Annotated in this window: 20 protein-coding genes; 11 read left to right on the top strand and 9 right to left on the bottom strand. The window is 44.7% G+C overall.

What is annotated here, in order from left to right; genetic code table 11:
* Positions 1–111: 111 nt before the first annotated feature.
* From QT974_RS15205 to QT974_RS15190, 4 genes are all read right to left on the bottom strand, one after another.
* The gene (locus tag QT974_RS15205; protein ID WP_333469305.1) at positions 112–1,089 is read right to left on the bottom strand and encodes a hypothetical protein; all 978 of its coding nucleotides are present in this window, start codon (positions 1,087–1,089) and stop codon (positions 112–114) included.
* 57 nt (positions 1,090–1,146) lie between these two features.
* On the bottom strand, positions 1,147–1,515 hold the full coding sequence (locus tag QT974_RS15200; protein ID WP_333469304.1) for a hypothetical protein: 369 nt from the start codon (positions 1,513–1,515) through the stop codon (positions 1,147–1,149).
* 61 nt (positions 1,516–1,576) lie between these two features.
* Positions 1,577–2,278 carry a hypothetical protein gene (locus QT974_RS15195; RefSeq protein WP_333469303.1) on the bottom strand — a complete coding sequence of 234 codons (702 nt, stop codon included), beginning with the start codon at positions 2,276–2,278 and terminating at the stop codon, positions 1,577–1,579.
* 143 nt (positions 2,279–2,421) lie between these two features.
* Positions 2,422–2,688 carry a hypothetical protein gene (locus tag QT974_RS15190; protein ID WP_333469302.1) on the bottom strand — a complete coding sequence of 89 codons (267 nt, stop codon included), beginning with the start codon at positions 2,686–2,688 and terminating at the stop codon, positions 2,422–2,424.
* A gap of 255 nt (positions 2,689–2,943) precedes the next feature.
* On the opposite strand from QT974_RS15190, the gene QT974_RS15185 reads away from it, so the two are divergent.
* From QT974_RS15185 to QT974_RS15150, 8 genes are all read left to right on the top strand, one after another.
* On the top strand, positions 2,944–3,267 hold the full coding sequence (locus tag QT974_RS15185; RefSeq protein ID WP_293262723.1) for a helix-turn-helix domain-containing protein: 324 nt from the start codon (positions 2,944–2,946) through the stop codon (positions 3,265–3,267).
* A gap of 15 nt (positions 3,268–3,282) precedes the next feature.
* A complete protein-coding gene (locus QT974_RS15180; RefSeq protein ID WP_333469301.1) occupies positions 3,283–3,972 on the top strand; it encodes an ImmA/IrrE family metallo-endopeptidase in 690 nt (229 codons plus the stop codon).
* A gap of 62 nt (positions 3,973–4,034) precedes the next feature.
* Entirely contained in the window at positions 4,035–4,274 is a 240-nt protein-coding gene (locus QT974_RS15175; protein ID WP_333469300.1) for a polymorphic toxin type 33 domain-containing protein, read from the top strand.
* A 23-nt stretch (positions 4,275–4,297) separates the two neighbouring features.
* Positions 4,298–4,729 carry a DUF4279 domain-containing protein gene (locus tag QT974_RS15170; RefSeq protein ID WP_333469299.1) on the top strand — a complete coding sequence of 144 codons (432 nt, stop codon included), beginning with the start codon at positions 4,298–4,300 and terminating at the stop codon, positions 4,727–4,729.
* A gap of 211 nt (positions 4,730–4,940) precedes the next feature.
* Positions 4,941–5,783, top strand: a complete 843-nt coding sequence (locus tag QT974_RS15165) for an ATP-grasp domain-containing protein (protein WP_333469298.1) — start codon at positions 4,941–4,943, stop codon at positions 5,781–5,783.
* Positions 5,784–5,845: 62 nt separating this feature from the next.
* On the top strand, positions 5,846–6,064 hold the full coding sequence (locus QT974_RS15160) for a hypothetical protein (protein WP_333469297.1): 219 nt from the start codon (positions 5,846–5,848) through the stop codon (positions 6,062–6,064).
* Positions 6,054–6,458, top strand: a complete 405-nt coding sequence (locus QT974_RS15155; RefSeq protein ID WP_333469295.1) for a type II toxin-antitoxin system RelE/ParE family toxin — start codon at positions 6,054–6,056, stop codon at positions 6,456–6,458. Before QT974_RS15160 ends, QT974_RS15155 begins: the two co-directional genes overlap by 11 nt.
* A 17-nt stretch (positions 6,459–6,475) precedes the next feature.
* Positions 6,476–6,694, top strand: coding sequence for a hypothetical protein (locus QT974_RS15150; protein ID WP_333469294.1), 219 nt, complete (start codon positions 6,476–6,478; stop codon positions 6,692–6,694).
* Between the two features lie 34 nt (positions 6,695–6,728).
* Here QT974_RS15150 and argS read toward each other — a convergent pair whose 3' ends face one another.
* A complete protein-coding gene (gene argS, locus QT974_RS15145) occupies positions 6,729–8,489 on the bottom strand; it encodes an arginine--tRNA ligase (protein WP_333469293.1) in 1,761 nt (586 codons plus the stop codon).
* Between the two features lie 259 nt (positions 8,490–8,748).
* Between argS and QT974_RS15140 the strand changes: the two genes are divergently transcribed.
* Together QT974_RS15140 and QT974_RS15135 are read left to right on the top strand one after the other, a co-directional pair.
* Positions 8,749–9,144: a hypothetical protein gene (locus tag QT974_RS15140; protein WP_333469292.1), complete on the top strand. Its 396-nt coding sequence runs from the start codon at positions 8,749–8,751 to the stop codon at positions 9,142–9,144.
* Positions 9,145–9,841: 697 nt separating this feature from the next.
* On the top strand, positions 9,842–11,233 hold the full coding sequence (locus QT974_RS15135) for a malic enzyme-like NAD(P)-binding protein (protein ID WP_333469291.1): 1,392 nt from the start codon (positions 9,842–9,844) through the stop codon (positions 11,231–11,233).
* A gap of 92 nt (positions 11,234–11,325) precedes the next feature.
* On the opposite strand, the gene QT974_RS15130 is transcribed toward QT974_RS15135, so the two are convergent.
* Positions 11,326–11,571 carry a hypothetical protein gene (locus QT974_RS15130; RefSeq protein WP_333469290.1) on the bottom strand — a complete coding sequence of 82 codons (246 nt, stop codon included), beginning with the start codon at positions 11,569–11,571 and terminating at the stop codon, positions 11,326–11,328.
* 239 nt (positions 11,572–11,810) lie between these two features.
* Between QT974_RS15130 and QT974_RS15125 the strand changes: the two genes are divergently transcribed.
* A complete protein-coding gene (locus QT974_RS15125) occupies positions 11,811–15,653 on the top strand; it encodes a PAS domain S-box protein (protein WP_333469289.1) in 3,843 nt (1,280 codons plus the stop codon).
* 189 nt (positions 15,654–15,842) lie between these two features.
* Here the strand turns inward: QT974_RS15125 and QT974_RS15120 are convergent, their stop codons facing one another.
* The 3 genes from QT974_RS15120 to QT974_RS15110 all read right to left on the bottom strand — a co-directional run.
* Positions 15,843–16,361 carry a GNAT family N-acetyltransferase gene (locus tag QT974_RS15120; protein WP_333469288.1) on the bottom strand — a complete coding sequence of 173 codons (519 nt, stop codon included), beginning with the start codon at positions 16,359–16,361 and terminating at the stop codon, positions 15,843–15,845.
* 201 nt (positions 16,362–16,562) lie between these two features.
* Positions 16,563–16,694 (bottom strand): tRNA isopentenyl-2-thiomethyl-A-37 hydroxylase MiaE, encoded by a 132-nt coding sequence (gene miaE / locus QT974_RS15115; protein WP_333469287.1) that lies wholly within the window; start codon positions 16,692–16,694, stop codon positions 16,563–16,565.
* Between the two features lie 37 nt (positions 16,695–16,731).
* The coding region (locus tag QT974_RS15110; protein ID WP_333469286.1) for a hypothetical protein at positions 16,732–16,930 on the bottom strand (199 nt) is incomplete at its 5' end.

The following is a 16,930-nucleotide window of genomic DNA, read 5'->3' as shown; positions in this document are numbered from 1 at the left end:
GATAGATCGCGAGCGGGGACGCTCGCACTATAAAATCAAAACTGAGATGCTCCCTAGTCTGCGGAGGCAGACTTCGTTTGTTTAGTCGCGGTTTCAACCGCCGAGTAGTCTTTAAGCTTTGCTCGCAAAAGCTTTCATTGCCAAATCTTGTGCTTGCTTCATCGTAGCTTGGAGTTGCGCAGAAATTTCGGCGATTTGTTCAGTTTGACGCGCCATAGTTTGCTGTAAAGATTGTACTTTCAATTCATATCCCTGCTTGCTTCCTTCCCATTCTTTATCTGCCAAATCTGCCTTGACTTTAGCTTCGCGGGAAACTTCTTGAATTGCTTCTTCTTTGGCTTTGATGTAAGCCTGTTTGAGTTCTTCTTCAAATCCAGCAGCTTTAGTTTGATTCTTTTCAAACTCCGCTTGATTGTCGCTGAGGATTTTTTCTCTTTCTGCCCAGTTTTTATCTTTTTCGCGGGTAGACTCTTGCAATTCCCGTTCTAGTTTGCGCTTCGTTTCTTCGTATTCGTCGGTTTCAATTTTGCGATCGCGCTGCAATTCGTATTGATAATCTGCGGCTTCCTGCTGGCGCTGTTTAGTGGTGAATGCAGTTTTCTCTGCAACTACGGTGTCAAATTCTTGCTGTTCTTTCCCCCAAGTCTTGCGTTTTTGGGTCATGTCTTTTTCGATAACTTCGCGCTGGTTCGCGGCATTTTGTTCGAGTACAGTCAATTTTTCTTGATGCTCTTGAGTTAAAATGTGGAGGGCGTCCGCTACAACTCGAATTTGCTGCAACTCCTGTAATTGTTCAGCTTCAATGTCGATCGCCTTTTTTAACTCATCTAATTTTGCAGATTCCGCCTTCAGTTTTTCGGAAAGTCCGCTGGTGATGCTGCCGAAATCTAATTGTAAGTCTGCCAAGCCTTTAACAATGCTGTCAATTGTGTAGGTAGAGGCGACTTCGAGGAGTTGTTTGTTTTTAGCTTTTTCGGCTGACTGTTCTTTCGTTTCGACTTTAGATTCAATCTTTTTCTTTTCTGCTAAAATCTGCTGAAAGTTTTGCAAAATTTTGGCTTTGCTATCTTTGGCAGTTGCTAATGTCATAATGCTTGTTGCTCCTGATTCAAACTTTTCGAGACCTTGTTACTCAGACGTGTTTAACTATCCTAAGTTCCGGAGTTGGCTGAGAATAGAGCGATATTTTTTGGCTGCATTTGGTGGGAAGTTTGGATGATTGCTCTCAAGAGATTTGAGAATTTTTTTACAGCGATCGCACCGATTGGCTTGCCAGCACTCGCAATCGTCAACTATACTTACAAGTGTGTCTTTAAGCAGTTGATTTTCCGAGAGCAAAGCTTGGTAATTTCGCCGGATAGATTCGGCAACTACACTCATGTGCTGGAAGTCTTCGGTGAGACTTTCGATGTCGTTAACTGTATCTGCCCGAATTTGGTCGAGTAGCTCGCAATTTTCTCGCAAACGGCTTTCTTGCAGGTTTGGTTTGGTTTTGATTTTCGTTAATTTCTTCATTTTACTCTTCGCTGTCACAGTTACGAAAAAGGCGCGATTTAATCGCGCCTTTTCCACAAAATTAGAACAAGTCAGCAGTTGCTCTGTCTTCCGCTGATGGTAGGGAAATATTACCATTTGAATTCAAAGCAATAGCCTCGCTTTCACCGTTGGCGTGAGCGGCCATCAAGGACGCAACTTGTGCTGCTGGTAGGTTATCTAAACAAATCATAGCCCTGGTTCCTTCCAAGTCAATCATCCGCGATTGATTGCTCGGATCGGATAAAACTGCTGCTGCTTGATCGATAACTCCCCAGTCTTTCCGCTCCATCCACGACCATTTTAAACTGTAGTAATTGATCGGTTTTACTACTCCGCTGTCGTCGGGTTTTTGACCGGAATGTTTGACAAATTCAGGAACAAAAATTCCGGTGGCTGGCTCTACGCCGCGTGATTGAACTGATGCGACTAAACGGTTAAAATCGTTCAAACTGCGGTTTTTGATGTAGGTCACCATGACAACTCCTTGGGGCAGTTCGCCGCTTTCTGCGACGAACCAAAGTTGACCCCAAAGTGTGTGGGAAGTTTGACCGAGGGAACCGAAGAATTTGGCAAATTTGAGGATGGTAATCGAACACTTGGAACCGTAGTCTGTGTCACCGATCGCCCATTGGCCTGACTGGCAATTGTTGCGAACTGCGATCGGAATTTCTGGTACTAGCAAAGCATTGGTTGGTTTGGCTCCAAATACTGAAAATGTAGGTCTTTCTTTTGTGGTAGTCATTGTTCGTTTTTCCTTGGTTATTTATTGATTTACTGACAATTGGGAATCGGTAATTGGTAATTGGAAATCGGTAATTCGTAATCCGTTACATCCGTTACATCCGTTACACAATCCGTTGCCGAACTTCCCCTCTCCCCTTCCGATTACCGAATGAGATGTGTTGTGGCTTTTGGTTCTGGATATGTGTAATCAAGCATCGCCTCTTGTTGAGCTTGAATAATTCGCAGCGCGGTGAGCAAATGCTCTAATGTTTCTAAGTGGGCTGGGGTGAAGTGGATGCTGAAGCCTTCGCCATCCCGTGCGTAGCCCGGACAAACAAGTGAGGCCGAGCTTTGTTCTTCGTGGGTGGCGATGTATAGCCAGTCATCGTCTTCGAGCTTGTAATGCGTGTCTGTCCAGGTTCTCAGCATTTGCTATCTGTTCCTCCTTAATTTGCTGCGTACAAGCGTTTTGACGCCCAGCACCGATCGCTCCTCTAAAGTTAATGACGCTATATATAGTGTCTTAGCTGGGCTAATTTGCACTCCTAACCATACCCGTACGGTTAAGTTAGTTGACTAAAGCATCAACTAACCTCATAGTAGCGCGCGTTGATTTTCCCGTCAAGTATTTTGTTGAACTTTTGATCAAAACAGGCTAGAATGCCTGTCAGGAGGCGAAAAACCGTGGAACAAACATTTGGAAGACTGATCCGTCAAGCTCGCAAGGACAAAGCTTACTCACAACGTGAGCTAGCGGGTATGTTAAGTGTGGATTTTACTTATTTGTCGAAGTTGGAGAACGATCGCGCCGATTATGCGCCAAAAGAGGATGTAATCCGAGCATTAGCGCGGAATCTCGACATCAACGAAGAGGAATTGATTTTTCTGGCGGGGAGACTGCCTCAGCAGTACGAAGCGCTGCTGAAGCAGAATCCGAAGGAAATGCAGGCTCTTTTCCGGCGGATGCAAGAAAATCCAGATTGGCTCAAACAATCTTTTGAAGCGTAACAGAGGCCTATCACAGTGAGTATTTTTAAACCGTATTGCTTCTATCCCAAAGAATCGATCGAGCGTTTGGCAAATGACATCCTGATGCAGATGCAGAAAACGCAAAATTTTGCTCCGAAATGGCCTTTTGAAGCGACAACGGTGGCTGATTTTCTGGACTTGGGCGTAGTCTGGGACTGCATTGAACCGGACTCCGAAGGTGCGATCGCCGCCAGGATTTTGCCCCAGCAGCGATTAATCGAAATCAACGAATTGATTCTCGAAAAACCGCCGGGGTTCATCGAATCGACGATCGCCCACGAAATCGGCCACTGGGTGCTGCACGTCAATCAAGACGAAGCAGACGGGACTGTAAAACAGTTGGAACTCAACCTGGGCGATACAGAAAAAACAGCCCAGGATGTCGAGGAACCGTTTGTGTGTCGGGGCGCGGGTGCTGATAATAAGGTTTTGTCGATCGAATGGCAAGCCCAATATTTTGCAAGTTGCTTGTTAATGCCTCGATGTATTTTGGAGGAAAAAAGACAGGGACGGGATTTAACCAAGTGGTCGCATTTATACAAAATGAGAGATGAATTGGGAGTGAGCATTTCCAATTTGACCAACCGCTTGCAAGAGTTTGACTGGATTTACATTCCCAAGGGAACCCGCGAAATTTATGCCGGGAAAGAGGCGGCAAACGGTCAGCAGCGGTTGTTCGGATAGAATTTGAGTGAATTTGATATTCGAGAGAGATTCTCGAATCTCAGCTTTTTTTGGTGTCAGGAATGGCGGAAATAATATCAGGGAATAGCGAAGAAGAGCGAAACTGGAGACAAGACAAGCTGCTTACCAAGCAGGAGATTGAGAAATTGAAAATAGGAGGAGTTGACATCCACGAAATCAAAAATGAAGAAAACGCTTCTAAAAAAGACCTTTACAAAGACAGAGATGGAAACATCTACGTCAAACCTAAAGGCGGCATGAGTCCGGGCGAACCAACAGATATAAACATTAATGATTTCTAATCACATTAAATAGGAGTCTGAAAATGGAATCAGAGATTTACGCTTATTTTGCCTTAATTGGCAATGACTTATCTCCAGAAGAGGTAACAGAAAAAGTGGGCATCAAACCAACTAAAACTTGGAAAATTGGCGACTTAATTCACTCAAAGGCTACTATCCGCAAAAAGTATAATGGCTGGAGAGTAGATTCTCAACTTAGCAAGTCGGACGACTTAGAATCTCACATTAAATCTGTGATGGAACAACTTCAACCGGGATGGCTATCTTTGGTAGAGTTGTGTAAGCATTGTAAAGCCGAGATTTCTTGCGTCATTTATTACAAAAGTGGCAGTGTACCAGCGATTCATTTTGATAAAAGTATCGTTGAAAAGGTAGATCAATTGAATGCGGGAATTGATGTTGATTTTTATGTTTTGCCAGAAGAAGCAGGCTCGGATGAAGCAGTAGCACCATGAGGGGTATATGGTTGTTCTGCCAAGAGCCATCGCCCTTTTGGTCTGATTGCTTCCTGCTGTGGTACAGTATGAATGAAAAAAATCAGGGCTTACGCATGGTGGCTAGAAACCGGGTTTCTACGAGTTTTGCGAACAGTGACGAAAAATAGACGATGAAACCCGGTTTGTGGAGTGGCGCGCGCAAGTTATAAACAAATATACTGTGCAAATTATGCAGACAAATATCAGTCTGGTTCTCGAAGCTTGTCAAGAGTTAAATATCAGTTATGAAATCCTCGCGCCCAACCAAAACTTAGTTAGAATTAACCTGAACGGTCAAGACTATTATTTTGTTAATTTCAGTATGCCGTTCAACAACGAGCAAATCGTACACATATTTAAAGACAAAGAATATACGTATCACTTGCTAAAAGGCAAGATTCAAACTCCTCAAACTCTAGGATTTCTATCGCCTTTTTGCGAGGAAAAGTATCACAAATATTTAGAGTTTAAAGATTGTGCAGAAATTGCAGCCGAAGTGAGCAAAACATTTTCGCTTCCTGTGATTGTGAAAAGAAATCGCGGTTCGGCTGGAAACAATGTATTGCTTTGTGAAACGAAGGAGCAAGTTCAAGCCGCGATTGAAATTGTATTTAATGTCAATAGCAAAAATTATGACTATGTTTGTCTAGCTCAAGAGTACATTGATATCCGACACGAATATCGGGCGGTTTTTTTCAATCACAAGCTGGTTTTGCTGTATGAAAAAGATAAATCAGATGCTAAATTTGCGGGGAATTTAAGCCCGCTGCACTGGGAGGGAGCAAAAGCCAAGCATATTACCGACTCAGAGATTATTTCGGAAATTGAAAATTTTGTTCGCCCTGTTTTTGAAGAGATTCAGATTAATTACGGCGGGTTTGATATCGCCTTAGATACAAATGGGGAATATTGGTTAATTGAAATTAATTCTAGTCCTAATTTTGAAATTTTTGTGAGAGATAATCATCGCCAGATTGCTGTAAAGATGTTTAAAGATATTTTGGAAAGCTTGACTATTAATCAAAAACTGTAAATGTTCGATTTTAGAAATGCGCTACAATTAACTAAATCCAACTCTTTAAAAAAGTAAAAGCAATGACAGCAAAAGTGTTAGAACTAGAGGGAACCTGGGAAGAAATTTTAGCGCAATCAGCCAAATTTGCCGGCCGCAGAGTCCGGATCGTGGTTCTTGCTAACGAAGATGAAGAAGCACTCCCATCTCCAGAAGAAAGCTTTCGGCAAGCATGGCTGGAAATCAAGACAGGAAAAACTAGACCTGTATCGGAACTGTGGGAAGGTATTGATGCAGAGTGAGTCTTCTTCAATTAAGGTATACTTTGCCGATGAATTTAAGCGCAATTTACGCGCACTGTCGAAAAAGTACCGCCACATTCGCTCTGACGTTCAGCCGATTGTTGAACAACTTCAAGCTGGAGAATTGCCGGGAAATCGAATACCGGGAATTAATGATATTGTGTTTAAGGTGCGGGTCAAAAACAGCGATATCAAAAAGGGCAAAAGTGCTGGCTATCGACTAATATATTACGTTCAGATGCCTACAGCAATCTTCTTGATGAGTATTTATGCAAAATCTGAACAAGTGGATATTTCTGTAGAGCAAATTCTCCAAATTATTAGTCAGTTGAATGATGCCATTATTCCTGAAGAAATACAAGATGAAGAGGGTAGCGATCGTCCTAACGGTTAAAAATTAAAATCAAAAAAATGATACCACAAATACTAGAACTAGAGGGAACATGGGAAGAAATTCTTACCCATGCTTCAGAATTAGCTGGCCATAGAGTTCGCGTCACTGTTATTTCTGATAGTGAACCACTGAAGTCAGCAGAAGAGTGTTTTCGTCAAGGATGGCACGAAGCAATGACAGGACAGACTGTACCGCTTTCTGAACTGTGGGATGGAATTGATGCAGAAGAAATATAAGATAAGGACTAAAGTCCTTACTACAAATTTTATATTACATCCTCTCCAACACCTGAATTCCCAACAATCCTAATCCTAACTTCAAAGTCCGCGCCGTCAAGTCGCACAAAACTAACCGCGAACTCCTCAGCGGTTCCTCAGCTTTCAAAACCGGACATTGCTCAAAGAATTGATTGTACTTTTGACTCAATTCAAACAAATACTGACAGATTCGATTCGGCAATAAATCGCCCTCAACCGCATTTATCACTTCACTCAACTGCAATAAATGTTTGGCTAAAACTAACTCGGCATCTGATTGCAAAATCACTGGCGCGCTAGCATCTAAATTATTGAAATCAATCCCGCCTTTGCGGCCAATTCCCCGCACGCGCACGTAAGCATAGAGCAGATAAGGTGCTGTATTTCCTAAGGGGGCTAGCATTTGATCGTAGCTGAACATATAATTGCTGATGCGGTTGTGGCTCAAATCGGCATACTTGACGGCGCTGATGCCAACTACTTGTGCAACGCGATTTTTAAATTCTGCTGTTTCTTCGCGCTCTTCTTTTGCTAATATGCCGTCCAGGATCGATCGGAAACGGACGATCGCCTCATCTAACAAATCTTGCAATCGTACTATATCCCCTGAACCACGAGTTTTTAATCTTTTGCCATCTTCTCCCGACACTAAGCCGAAGGGAACGTGAACTATTTCGACATCTTCGGGAATCCAACCGGCTTTTCTGGCGACTGCAAATACTTGGGCAAAATGGTTGGCTTGTCCTGAATCTGTGACGTAAATCAAGCGTTTTGCGCCGTCTTCTTTTATCCGGTAGCGCACTGCTGCTAAATCGGTGGTGGCGTAGTTGTAGCCGCCGTCGGTTTTTTGGACGATTAGCGGTAGGGGTTCGCCTTCTTTATTGGTGAAACCGTCTACAAATACGCATTTGGCGCCGTCGCTTTCTACTAGCAAACCTAACTCGGTTAAGTCTTCGACTACTGCGGGCAATAATGGATTGTAAAACGATTCGCCGCGTTCGGTTAGTTTGATATCTAGCAAATCGTAGATGACTTGAAATTCGCGGCGGGATTGAGCGCACAGCAGTTTCCAAGCGCGGCGGGTGTCTTCGGCGCCTGCTTGCAGTTTTACTACTTCTTGGCGGGCGGTTTCTTTGAAGGTTTCGTCTGTGTCAAAGCGCTGTTTTGCTTGGCGGTAAAATGCGACTAAATCGCCTAAGTCTAGGGCGTCTGCGGTTGTGAGGGCTTCGGGGTACACTTCGCGCAGGTAGGCGATGAGCATTCCGAATTGGGTGCCCCAGTCGCCGATGTGGTTGATTCTGATTACGTCGTGGCCTTGAAATTCGAGGGTGCGGGCGATCGCATCTCCGATAATAGTCGATCGCAAGTGCCCGACGTGCATTTCTTTGGCGATGTTCGGACTCGAAAAGTCGATCGCGATTCTCTGAGGCGTTTGAGTCGGTGAAATCCCCAAACGGGTGTCGGCGGCGATCGCCCTGATCTGCGCTTCCAAATAAGCCGGTTTCAGCTTCAAATTGATAAAACCCGGGCCGGCGATTTCTGGGGTTTCGCAGATGTCGGCAATATCTAGATTTTCGACGATCGCAGAGGCGATCGCCCGCGGTGGCTTGCCTAACTTTTTCCCCAAACTCATCGCCGCGTTGCACTGAAAATCCCCAAAGTTGGGATTGTTCGCAGGTGCTAGCATCAGATCCGTATCGGCATAACTCTCGCCGAATGCGGAGGTGAAGGCTTTTGCAAATCTTGTTTTTAACTGTTGGGCGATCGAGTTCATCTTTAATATTTTGATGTGATACTTAGTCTTTTCAACTAATTTATGTATTTGTACTTAGCTTTTGCTGCTGGCGCGATCGAAATCACCCGCCTCGGTAACTGAGGTTACATTTTATCACAATGGCGATCGCCCGACAAGCCCAAAATTATCACATTAGATCGATGATGGCGATCGCTATATAATTTACTTAAATCAGTTACATTAAGGTATGTTAACATTCTGTTTAATGCTCGCGAAAATTCTACGAAAGGAAGTAGTTATGTTATCTCAACCTGTTTTTGGCGATCGTTCTCTGACCCACGCCTTTTATCAAGCAGTAATCGCTCGCTTCGACGAGCCTTTGAGTCTCTCGACTCAAGCACTATTACGAGAGTGTACCCTCGGCTTCGCCCCTTGTCCCGATGGAGTCAAAACCTTTTTCATGATCGCGCCGAGTCTGGATCGAGCAGAGCAACTAATTGCCAAAATTGACAATATTTTGGAGCGAGTTGCCGAACTCATGGCTGGAGTCGGACAAGTCGCCCTGTGCATCGTCCCCCCCGGTAGCGAGGCCGAGCAAGCAGTCGATCTGCAAAACTTAGAAAAAGTTCCCGCCGATTGTCTAGCTTGCAAAATCTTTACTATTATCTGTGCGGATGCTGCGACCGATCGCTAAAATTGACAGTTAGCAACCAGCAACTCGCTGTGCTGTCCTAAACCTGTGCTCTTGTCGGCGCGGGATATATTGCCTATTAGTAACAGTCGCTGGAATTCTCCGGTAAAGCGTGCAAGTAGTTTGATCGTTGGCCCGGTTGCACTCGCGATCGGAAAGCAAGTGTTAAACAAGCAAGCACAATACATACGAAATGCCCACTTGTTAGTCGATCTAATTTTTACCGATCGGCTCAAACAGCCGTGCATCTACTTTTTACCTCCCCAATAAAAGCCGCCAAAAAGCCGCGCTAAATTTCCTCGGTGTCTCGCTTCAAAACACAGCAATAGGAATTAGGCGTTCATTCAGTAGACAGTTGACAGAGGTTCGAGGTTCGAGGTTCGAGGTTCGAGGTTCGTTAGTTAGTAGGGTGCGTCAGCCCCAAGTTTTGACACTATTTAAATTTATGGAAACTGACGCACCCTACGGGATATATAGTCTTACGGGGATATATAGTTAGTAGGGTGCGTCAGCCCCAAGTTTTGACACTATTTAAACCTATGGAAACTGACGCACCCTACGGGGATATATAGTGCGATCGCGTCTCAGGTTCGGAGAATTTGTTAAAAATTTCAGTTGAAAATTTGAATTATTAAATTTTATACCTAACATGGGCGATAAAATCTAAGATTGCAATTCTCAAATCTAAAATCAAGCCATCATGGTAAAACTGACACCGAACCCTAGCTTTAGTTTAACGATTCGTGTTGCTCTGCCGAACCAGCCGGGAATGCTCGCTAGCGTCACCAGCGCGATCGCCTCTGTAGGCGGTAACTTCGGCCAAATCGACTTGATCGAGCAAACCCGCGCCAGTACGGTTCGCGATATCACCGTCGATGCTTACAGTACCGATCACAGCGAAGAAATAGTCCAAGCAGTCAAAGCGCTACCGGATATCAAAGTGATCGACGTGTACGATCGCACTTTCAACCTGCACCGCGGTGGCAAAATCAGCGTAGAAAGCAAAATTTCCCTCAAACGCCAGTCAGATTTGGCAATGGCTTACACCCCGGGAGTCGCTCGCATCTGTACTGCGATCGCCAATGACCCCCAACAAGTTTACAACCTGACAATCAAACAAAATACTGTTGCTATTGTTACCGACGGTAGCGCAGTTTTGGGACTGGGAAACCTCGGGCCCGAAGCCGCACTCCCAGTCATGGAAGGCAAAGCCATGCTATTTAAAGAATTTGCCAAAATAGACGCCTTTCCTATCTGTTTGAATACTCAAGATACCGAGGAAATTATTCGCACCGTGCAGAATATTGCCCCGGTTTTTGGTGGTGTTAACCTCGAAGATATTTCTTCGCCTCGCTGCTTTGAAATTGAAGCAAGATTGCGAGAAACCTTAGATATTCCGATTTTTCATGACGACCAGCACGGCACTGCAATTGTCAGTTTGGCAGCATTAATTAATGCCTTGAAACTCGTCAAAAAAACAATGGCAGAAGTGTGTATCGTGATTAACGGCGCCGGTGCGGCCGGAGTCGCGATCGCCCGTTTGTTGCGCAAAGCAGGTGCCGAAAACATCATCATGTGCGACTCCAAAGGCGTCCTCTCCAAAGATCGCACGGATATGAACCCAGAAAAACTCGAATTTGCTGTAGCTTCGAGCGGTACTTTGGAAGATGCGATCGCCGGTGCGGATGTATTTTTAGGCGTCAGCGCGCCCGGGGTACTCACGCGATCGATGGTGCGATCGATGGCCGAGAATCCGATCGTTTTTGCCATGGCAAATCCCATTCCCGAAATTCAGCCAGAATTAATTATGGAGGATGCGGCGATTATTGCCACCGGACGCAGCGATTACCCGAATCAAATTAACAATGTTTTGGCGTTTCCGGGGATATTTCGAGGCGCTTTGGACTGCAAAGCTCGCACGATTACGACCAGTATGTATCTAGGTGCAGCTTACGCGATCGCCTCTTTAGTCAGCCCTTCGCAGCTTGACAAAGAACACATCATACCATCTGTTTTTGACGAGCGAGTTGCCATTGCTGTCGCTGGTGCAGTGCAGTTGGCCGCCCGAGCCGAAGGTATCGCCCGCGACTAATAGAAGGAACAGTTGACCGCTTGACAGTTGAGTCCGAAAGCAGTTGGCAGACAGAAGAGAGAAGACAGAAGGGGCAAGAGGGAAGAAGGCGATCAAAGCTTCGCGAGCGCGTTAAAAGAGGGAATAAGCAAGAGGTTAGAGGGAAGATATTCGATACAAGATATTATGTATAAATTCATGGTCTTTGTACCAATTTTGTACTTCTTGTTTTGCGATTGGGCTGGTTTATTCTCATTTCCCATTTCCTCCTCTGCGTTCATTTTTACTGCTTTTTCCTTGCCGATGCTCTCTTTTTCCCTCTCTCTTCCATCCGCAGACTTACGTGAAATTGCGTACATAGATCGTTAGCGAACTTGCCTCGAATTTATTCCCTCCAAACTCAGCATTTATCCGTTAGATCGGTTACATCCATTAAATCCGTTGCCTCACTTCCCTCTATCCGTTAGCTCCGTTATATCTGTAACATCTGTTAAATAATCCGTTGCCGCACTTCTTTATTTGTTGCTAAGTGATAACAATCACCAAAATAAATCAGAGAATAAATATATAATTAAATAACCCAAGCCAGCTACGTCAGATGCAAAGCCAGTTAGGAGAAGACCGGAGCGATCGCAGCAACAGCAAATTATTAGAACTGTGCCAGCTCGGACTGGCATTGTGCCGGACAGATGGGACTTTTATCGACGTAAATCCAGCTTTTGCCAGTATTATAGGCTGCACAGTTGCAGAAACTCTCAACCTCAATTACTGGGAAATTCTGCAAACAGAGTGCGCTGGGAGAGCAAAATATTTAGAAATTCCCGCAAAAAACACCTGTACGGGCCCGTGCTCAGCAGCCTACAAACACAAAAACAACAATCTTGTACCCGTGCGAGTTTCCGAGCAAGCAATTGAAACAGAGGGAGAATTGGCGATTTATCTAAGTGCCGAAAAAATTTTTCATGGGAATAATGAAAATAGCCAGCCGCTGGAATCAGCACCGATGCAGTGCGATTTCGCTCTAGAAACATTGCTAGCAAACCAGACGGCGGAACTGGAAAAAAATCAAGAATTACTGCAACAAAAAATTGCTGAGCTCGAACAAGCAAAATCCCAACTGCAACTGCAAAATCAGATTTTAGAGCAAATTCGCGAAGCCGTAATTTGCACGGATGCCCGCGGCTCAATCACCAGTTGGAATAAACACGCTCAAAGACTATACGGATATGAAAAGAGTGAAGTAATCGGTCAATATATTGCTCTAGTTTATCCGCAGCAACAGCGAGAATTACTATCTAACTTTGTGGGTCAACAGCTAGAAGAAACAGGCGAGTGCGACCTAGAAATTACGATGCAGCGCAAGTCTGGAGAAGAGTTTGACTCGCAGTTGTCACTTTCTCTGTTAAAAGACGTTCGTGGCGAAATCATTGGAAGTGTGGGCTGCATCAGGGACATTAGCGATCGCAAAAACTTAGAACAAGAATTAGCACAGAGACAAGCACTATTTGATGCTTTTTTGCAGAATGCGCCGGCGGGACTCTGCATTTTGGACTCTCAACTGCGGTACGTGCAAATCAATCAATTTCTAGCAGAAATAAATTCTCTGAGTCCTGCCGAACACATCGGCAAGACTGCCAGCGAAATATTGCCAGATATCGCTCCAATGGTAGAGCCTTTGTACGAACAAATTTTGAGAACAAAAACTCCCTTAATTAACATGGAGATGAGCGGTGACAATCGCAGAAATCCGGGGGTTATTCAACACGTTACAGGTTCTTATTTTCCCCTGCTAGACAAAGGCGGTGAGGCGATCGGCCTCGGTGCAGTGGTGATTGACATTAGCGATCGAAAACTTGCCGAAGCAGCACTGCAAAAAAGCGAACAGCTCTACCGCACTATGGCAAGCAACATTCCTAACGGTGCGGTGATGCTGTTCGATCGATCCATGCGCTTTACCCTGGTAGAAGGCACAGAATTAGCTGCCGTGGGGCTTTCCAAAGAGTTGATGGAAGGCAAGACAATCTGGGAAGTCTTCGAGCCGGATTTTTGCAATGCTGTCGAGCCAAATTATCGGGCGGCGCTGGCTGGAGAAACAGTTGTTACAGAATTTACCTATGGCGATCGCACTTACCTCGCTTATACTTTGCCAGTCAGAAACGAACGCCAAGAAATCACCGGCGGATTGCTAATGACTCAAAACATTACGGCTCGCCAATTAGCAGAAGAAGCCCTGAGAGAAAGCGAGGAAAAATACAGGTGCATTGTCGAAACAGCCGATGAAGGCATTTGGATGATAGATGCAGAGGGTAAAACTACTTTTGTCAACCAAAAAATGGCTGATATGCTAGGCTGCACCGTAGAGGAAACGATCGGGCAGTCGCTATTTGCTTTCATGGATGCAGAAGGCATCGCGCTCGCCCAAGTCATTCTCAGCAGCCACCGTCAAGGAATTAGCAAACAGCTAGATTTTAAGTTGCTGCACCGAGATGGTAGCGAGTTGTGGACGATGGTTTCTACTACTCCCTTGCCAGACAAAGAAGGGCACTATATCGGCTCTTTGGCAATGGTTGCCGACATTACCGATCGCAAACTAACAGAAGCCGCATTACAGCAGTCGGAAGCTAAATTTCGCTCGCTCTATGAATTAACCAGTTTACCAGTTTTGATGTTAGATAAAAATGTTATTTGTGATGTTAATCAAGCCACCATACAACTATTTGGCTGTACTTGCAAGGAGCAATTTCTAGGCAATAATCCGGGTCAATTCTCACCGGACTTACAACCCAACGGCAGAGACTCTTTGAGCTTGGCAAAGGAAATGATGGCTCTCGCGATAGAGCGTGGAAACCACCGTTTTGATTGGGTTCACCAGCGCTCGGACGGTACTGATTTTCCCGCAGAAGTCGTGCTGACAATCATCGAAGTTGGAGATGAAACAATTATCCAAGCAGTAGTCCAAGATTTAACACATCGCAAACTTGCAGAAGAAACATTAGTGCGATCGGAACAAGCTCTCAGAAAACAAGCTCAGAGAGAACAACTGCTGAATCAAATTGCCAACCAGATACGCAATTCTTTAGATTTAGAAACAATTTTAGAAACCGCTGTTCAAGAAATTCGCAATTTGATGCAGCTAGATTGGTGCATCTTCATTTGGTATCGCCCTAACAGCAATCCTCCGGTTTGGGAAATAGTTTGCGAAGCCAAGAATGCAGCTTTGCCGAGTTTGCTCGGTACTTATGCTGTAGACGACCAATCTAGTGTCGCAGTCCAGCGGATTTTGCGCCGACAAATTCTGCAAATTGATGATGTCAGCACTTTAGAAGATGCAGAAGTGCGCGAACTTTTCCAGGCTTCAAAAGTTAACTCAGTGCTGTCACTACCCATTCATACTGCTTCCGGCGATATAGGGACGATTAGCTGCTATCAGGCTCTGTCGGTGCGAAGTTGGAGCGATTCGGAAGTCGAACTGATGCAAGCAGTGATCGCTCAAATTGCGATCGCGATCGAGCACGCCGAATTGTACACCCAAAGCCGCACAACAGCCGAATTAGCTCAAGCTCAAACGCAACAACTAGAACAAACTTTGCACCAACTCCAGCGCACCCAAACTCAATTAATTCAAAGTGAAAAAATGTCAAGTTTGGGACAGTTAGTTGCAGGTGTCGCTCACGAAATTAACAATCCAGTTAATTTTATCTACGGCAATCTCAGCTACACCAGCGAATATACTGAAAATTTGCTCAAACTGCTAGAACTTTACCACCAGGAATACCCCCAGCCTACCCCCACAATTTTAAATGCCAGAGAAGCGTTTGAAATTGATTATATTGTGGAAGATTTACCGAAAATTATATCATCTATGAAAGTCGGAGCCGATCGCATCCGCGACATTGTTTTGAGCCTGCGGACTTTCTCCAGACTTGACGAAGCCGAAATGAAACAAGTGGACATTCACGATGGCATTGAAAGCACGTTGATGATTTTGCAAAACCGCCTCAAAAACAAACCAGATCGCCCGCCAATTAATATTATTAAACAATACGGTAACTTGCCTTTAGTAGAATGTTATCCGGGTCAGTTAAATCAAGTATTTATGAATTTGTTGAGCAATGCGATCGACGCCTTGGAAATGGAGATGAATAAACCCGATCGCACCAGCAAAAATCTCGCAATTACAATCCGCACCGAACTAACCAAAAATAGCAGCGTGGCGATCCGGATAACTGACAGCGGCCCCGGGATGGGCGAAAACGTAAAACGGCGCTTGTTTGACCCATTTTTTACCACAAAAGCCATCGGCAAAGGCACAGGCTTAGGATTGGCAATTTCGCACTCTATAATCGTAGAAAAACATGGTGGCGAGCTTACCTGCAATTCTGTATTGGCAGAAGGTTCCGAATTTGCGATCGAGATTCCGTTGCGGCAAAAAAGAATTTAAAAGCTGTTCGTAGTCAGGACTTTAGTCCTCATCAAGAAGGACTAAAGTCCTCACTACAAACCTATTTTATGATGTTTGTAGTCAGGATTTTAGTCCTCATCAAGAAGGACTAAAGTCCTGACTACTAACCTATTTTATGATGTTCGTAGTCAGGACTTTAGTCCTCATCAAGAAGGACTAAAGTCCTGACTACAAACCTATTTTATGATGTTCGTAGTCAGGATTAAATTTTATAACTTTTTTGTAAACCCGATCGCACCTTGACGTTTCCACACCCGTTGTCGGCAAATATCCGCTAGTTTCGTACAGTTGAACAGCTTCCTTAAGCACGCTAGCAGTTTCGATCCAAATTTCATCAAACCCGCGAGCCATGATTGTACTTTCCAATTGTCTCAGTAAAAATTTACCCAAACCTTTGCCCCTGATTCCCGGCAAAATATACATTTTGCGAATTTCCACAGCATTCTTTCCGCGCTCAATCGGATAGTAAGCCGCCGTACCCACTATTTCTCCTAGGCGTTCTACCACCCAAAATTCCCCAGCTTTGGTATGATAAAACAGTTCTACATCATAGACATCTCGATCTGCCGCGTAAGGTTCGCATTGCAAGCCGTACTCTGCTAAAATATCCCGAATTAAATGAAACGCATCAGCCCGATCGCGCGTTTCCCAGGAACGAATTAAAAAATCGAGATGTTGGATTCTCATTAGTTGTTACAAATTATACTTATTTGGGTACTTTGGTTACTGTAAATTTACAGAAATTTGGCATTTGACAGTGTGGAAATGCACCCAACTTTTAACTGTAAATTACCGGTTGGGGATCGAGAGTTGCCAGCAACTGGCTTTATAGCAATAATAATTGCTCCAGCGGCTCAATCACAAGAGGGCGATCGAAATAAGTTATTGCTAAAATTCCATAAACTCCGTAATGGCCGGGCTTGCCTTCGCCATCAAACTGCGGTAAAGCTTAGCTAATTCCCGATCGGGACAATTCTCGCCCAACAGCCCCAGCCGTTCGTGACTCCGCGGTTCAATCACACCACAAACCAACAAACAATCCAAAAGTCTCTCCGGTTCACGGTGGCACATCTAAGCTGACAAAGAACCCAAAGCGATCCCGCGCTGTTCGGGCCGCTAGTAGACTTGCTCGAAATGCTCCAATTCTTGGCGGGCGATGGCTGTTAGCACCCTCATCAATTTTTTCCGCACCTGGTAGCAAAACATTAGACTTGAATTGCATAAGTCTTTGATTGATACAGAAACCGCAGATGTCA

This window comes from Microcoleus sp. BM001215392 (assembly GCF_036700185.1).
GTDB lineage: Bacteria > Cyanobacteriota > Cyanobacteriia > Cyanobacteriales > Microcoleaceae > Microcoleus.
Note: the sequence above shows the minus strand (reverse complement) of the source record. Positions and strands in the feature narration are given on the sequence as shown.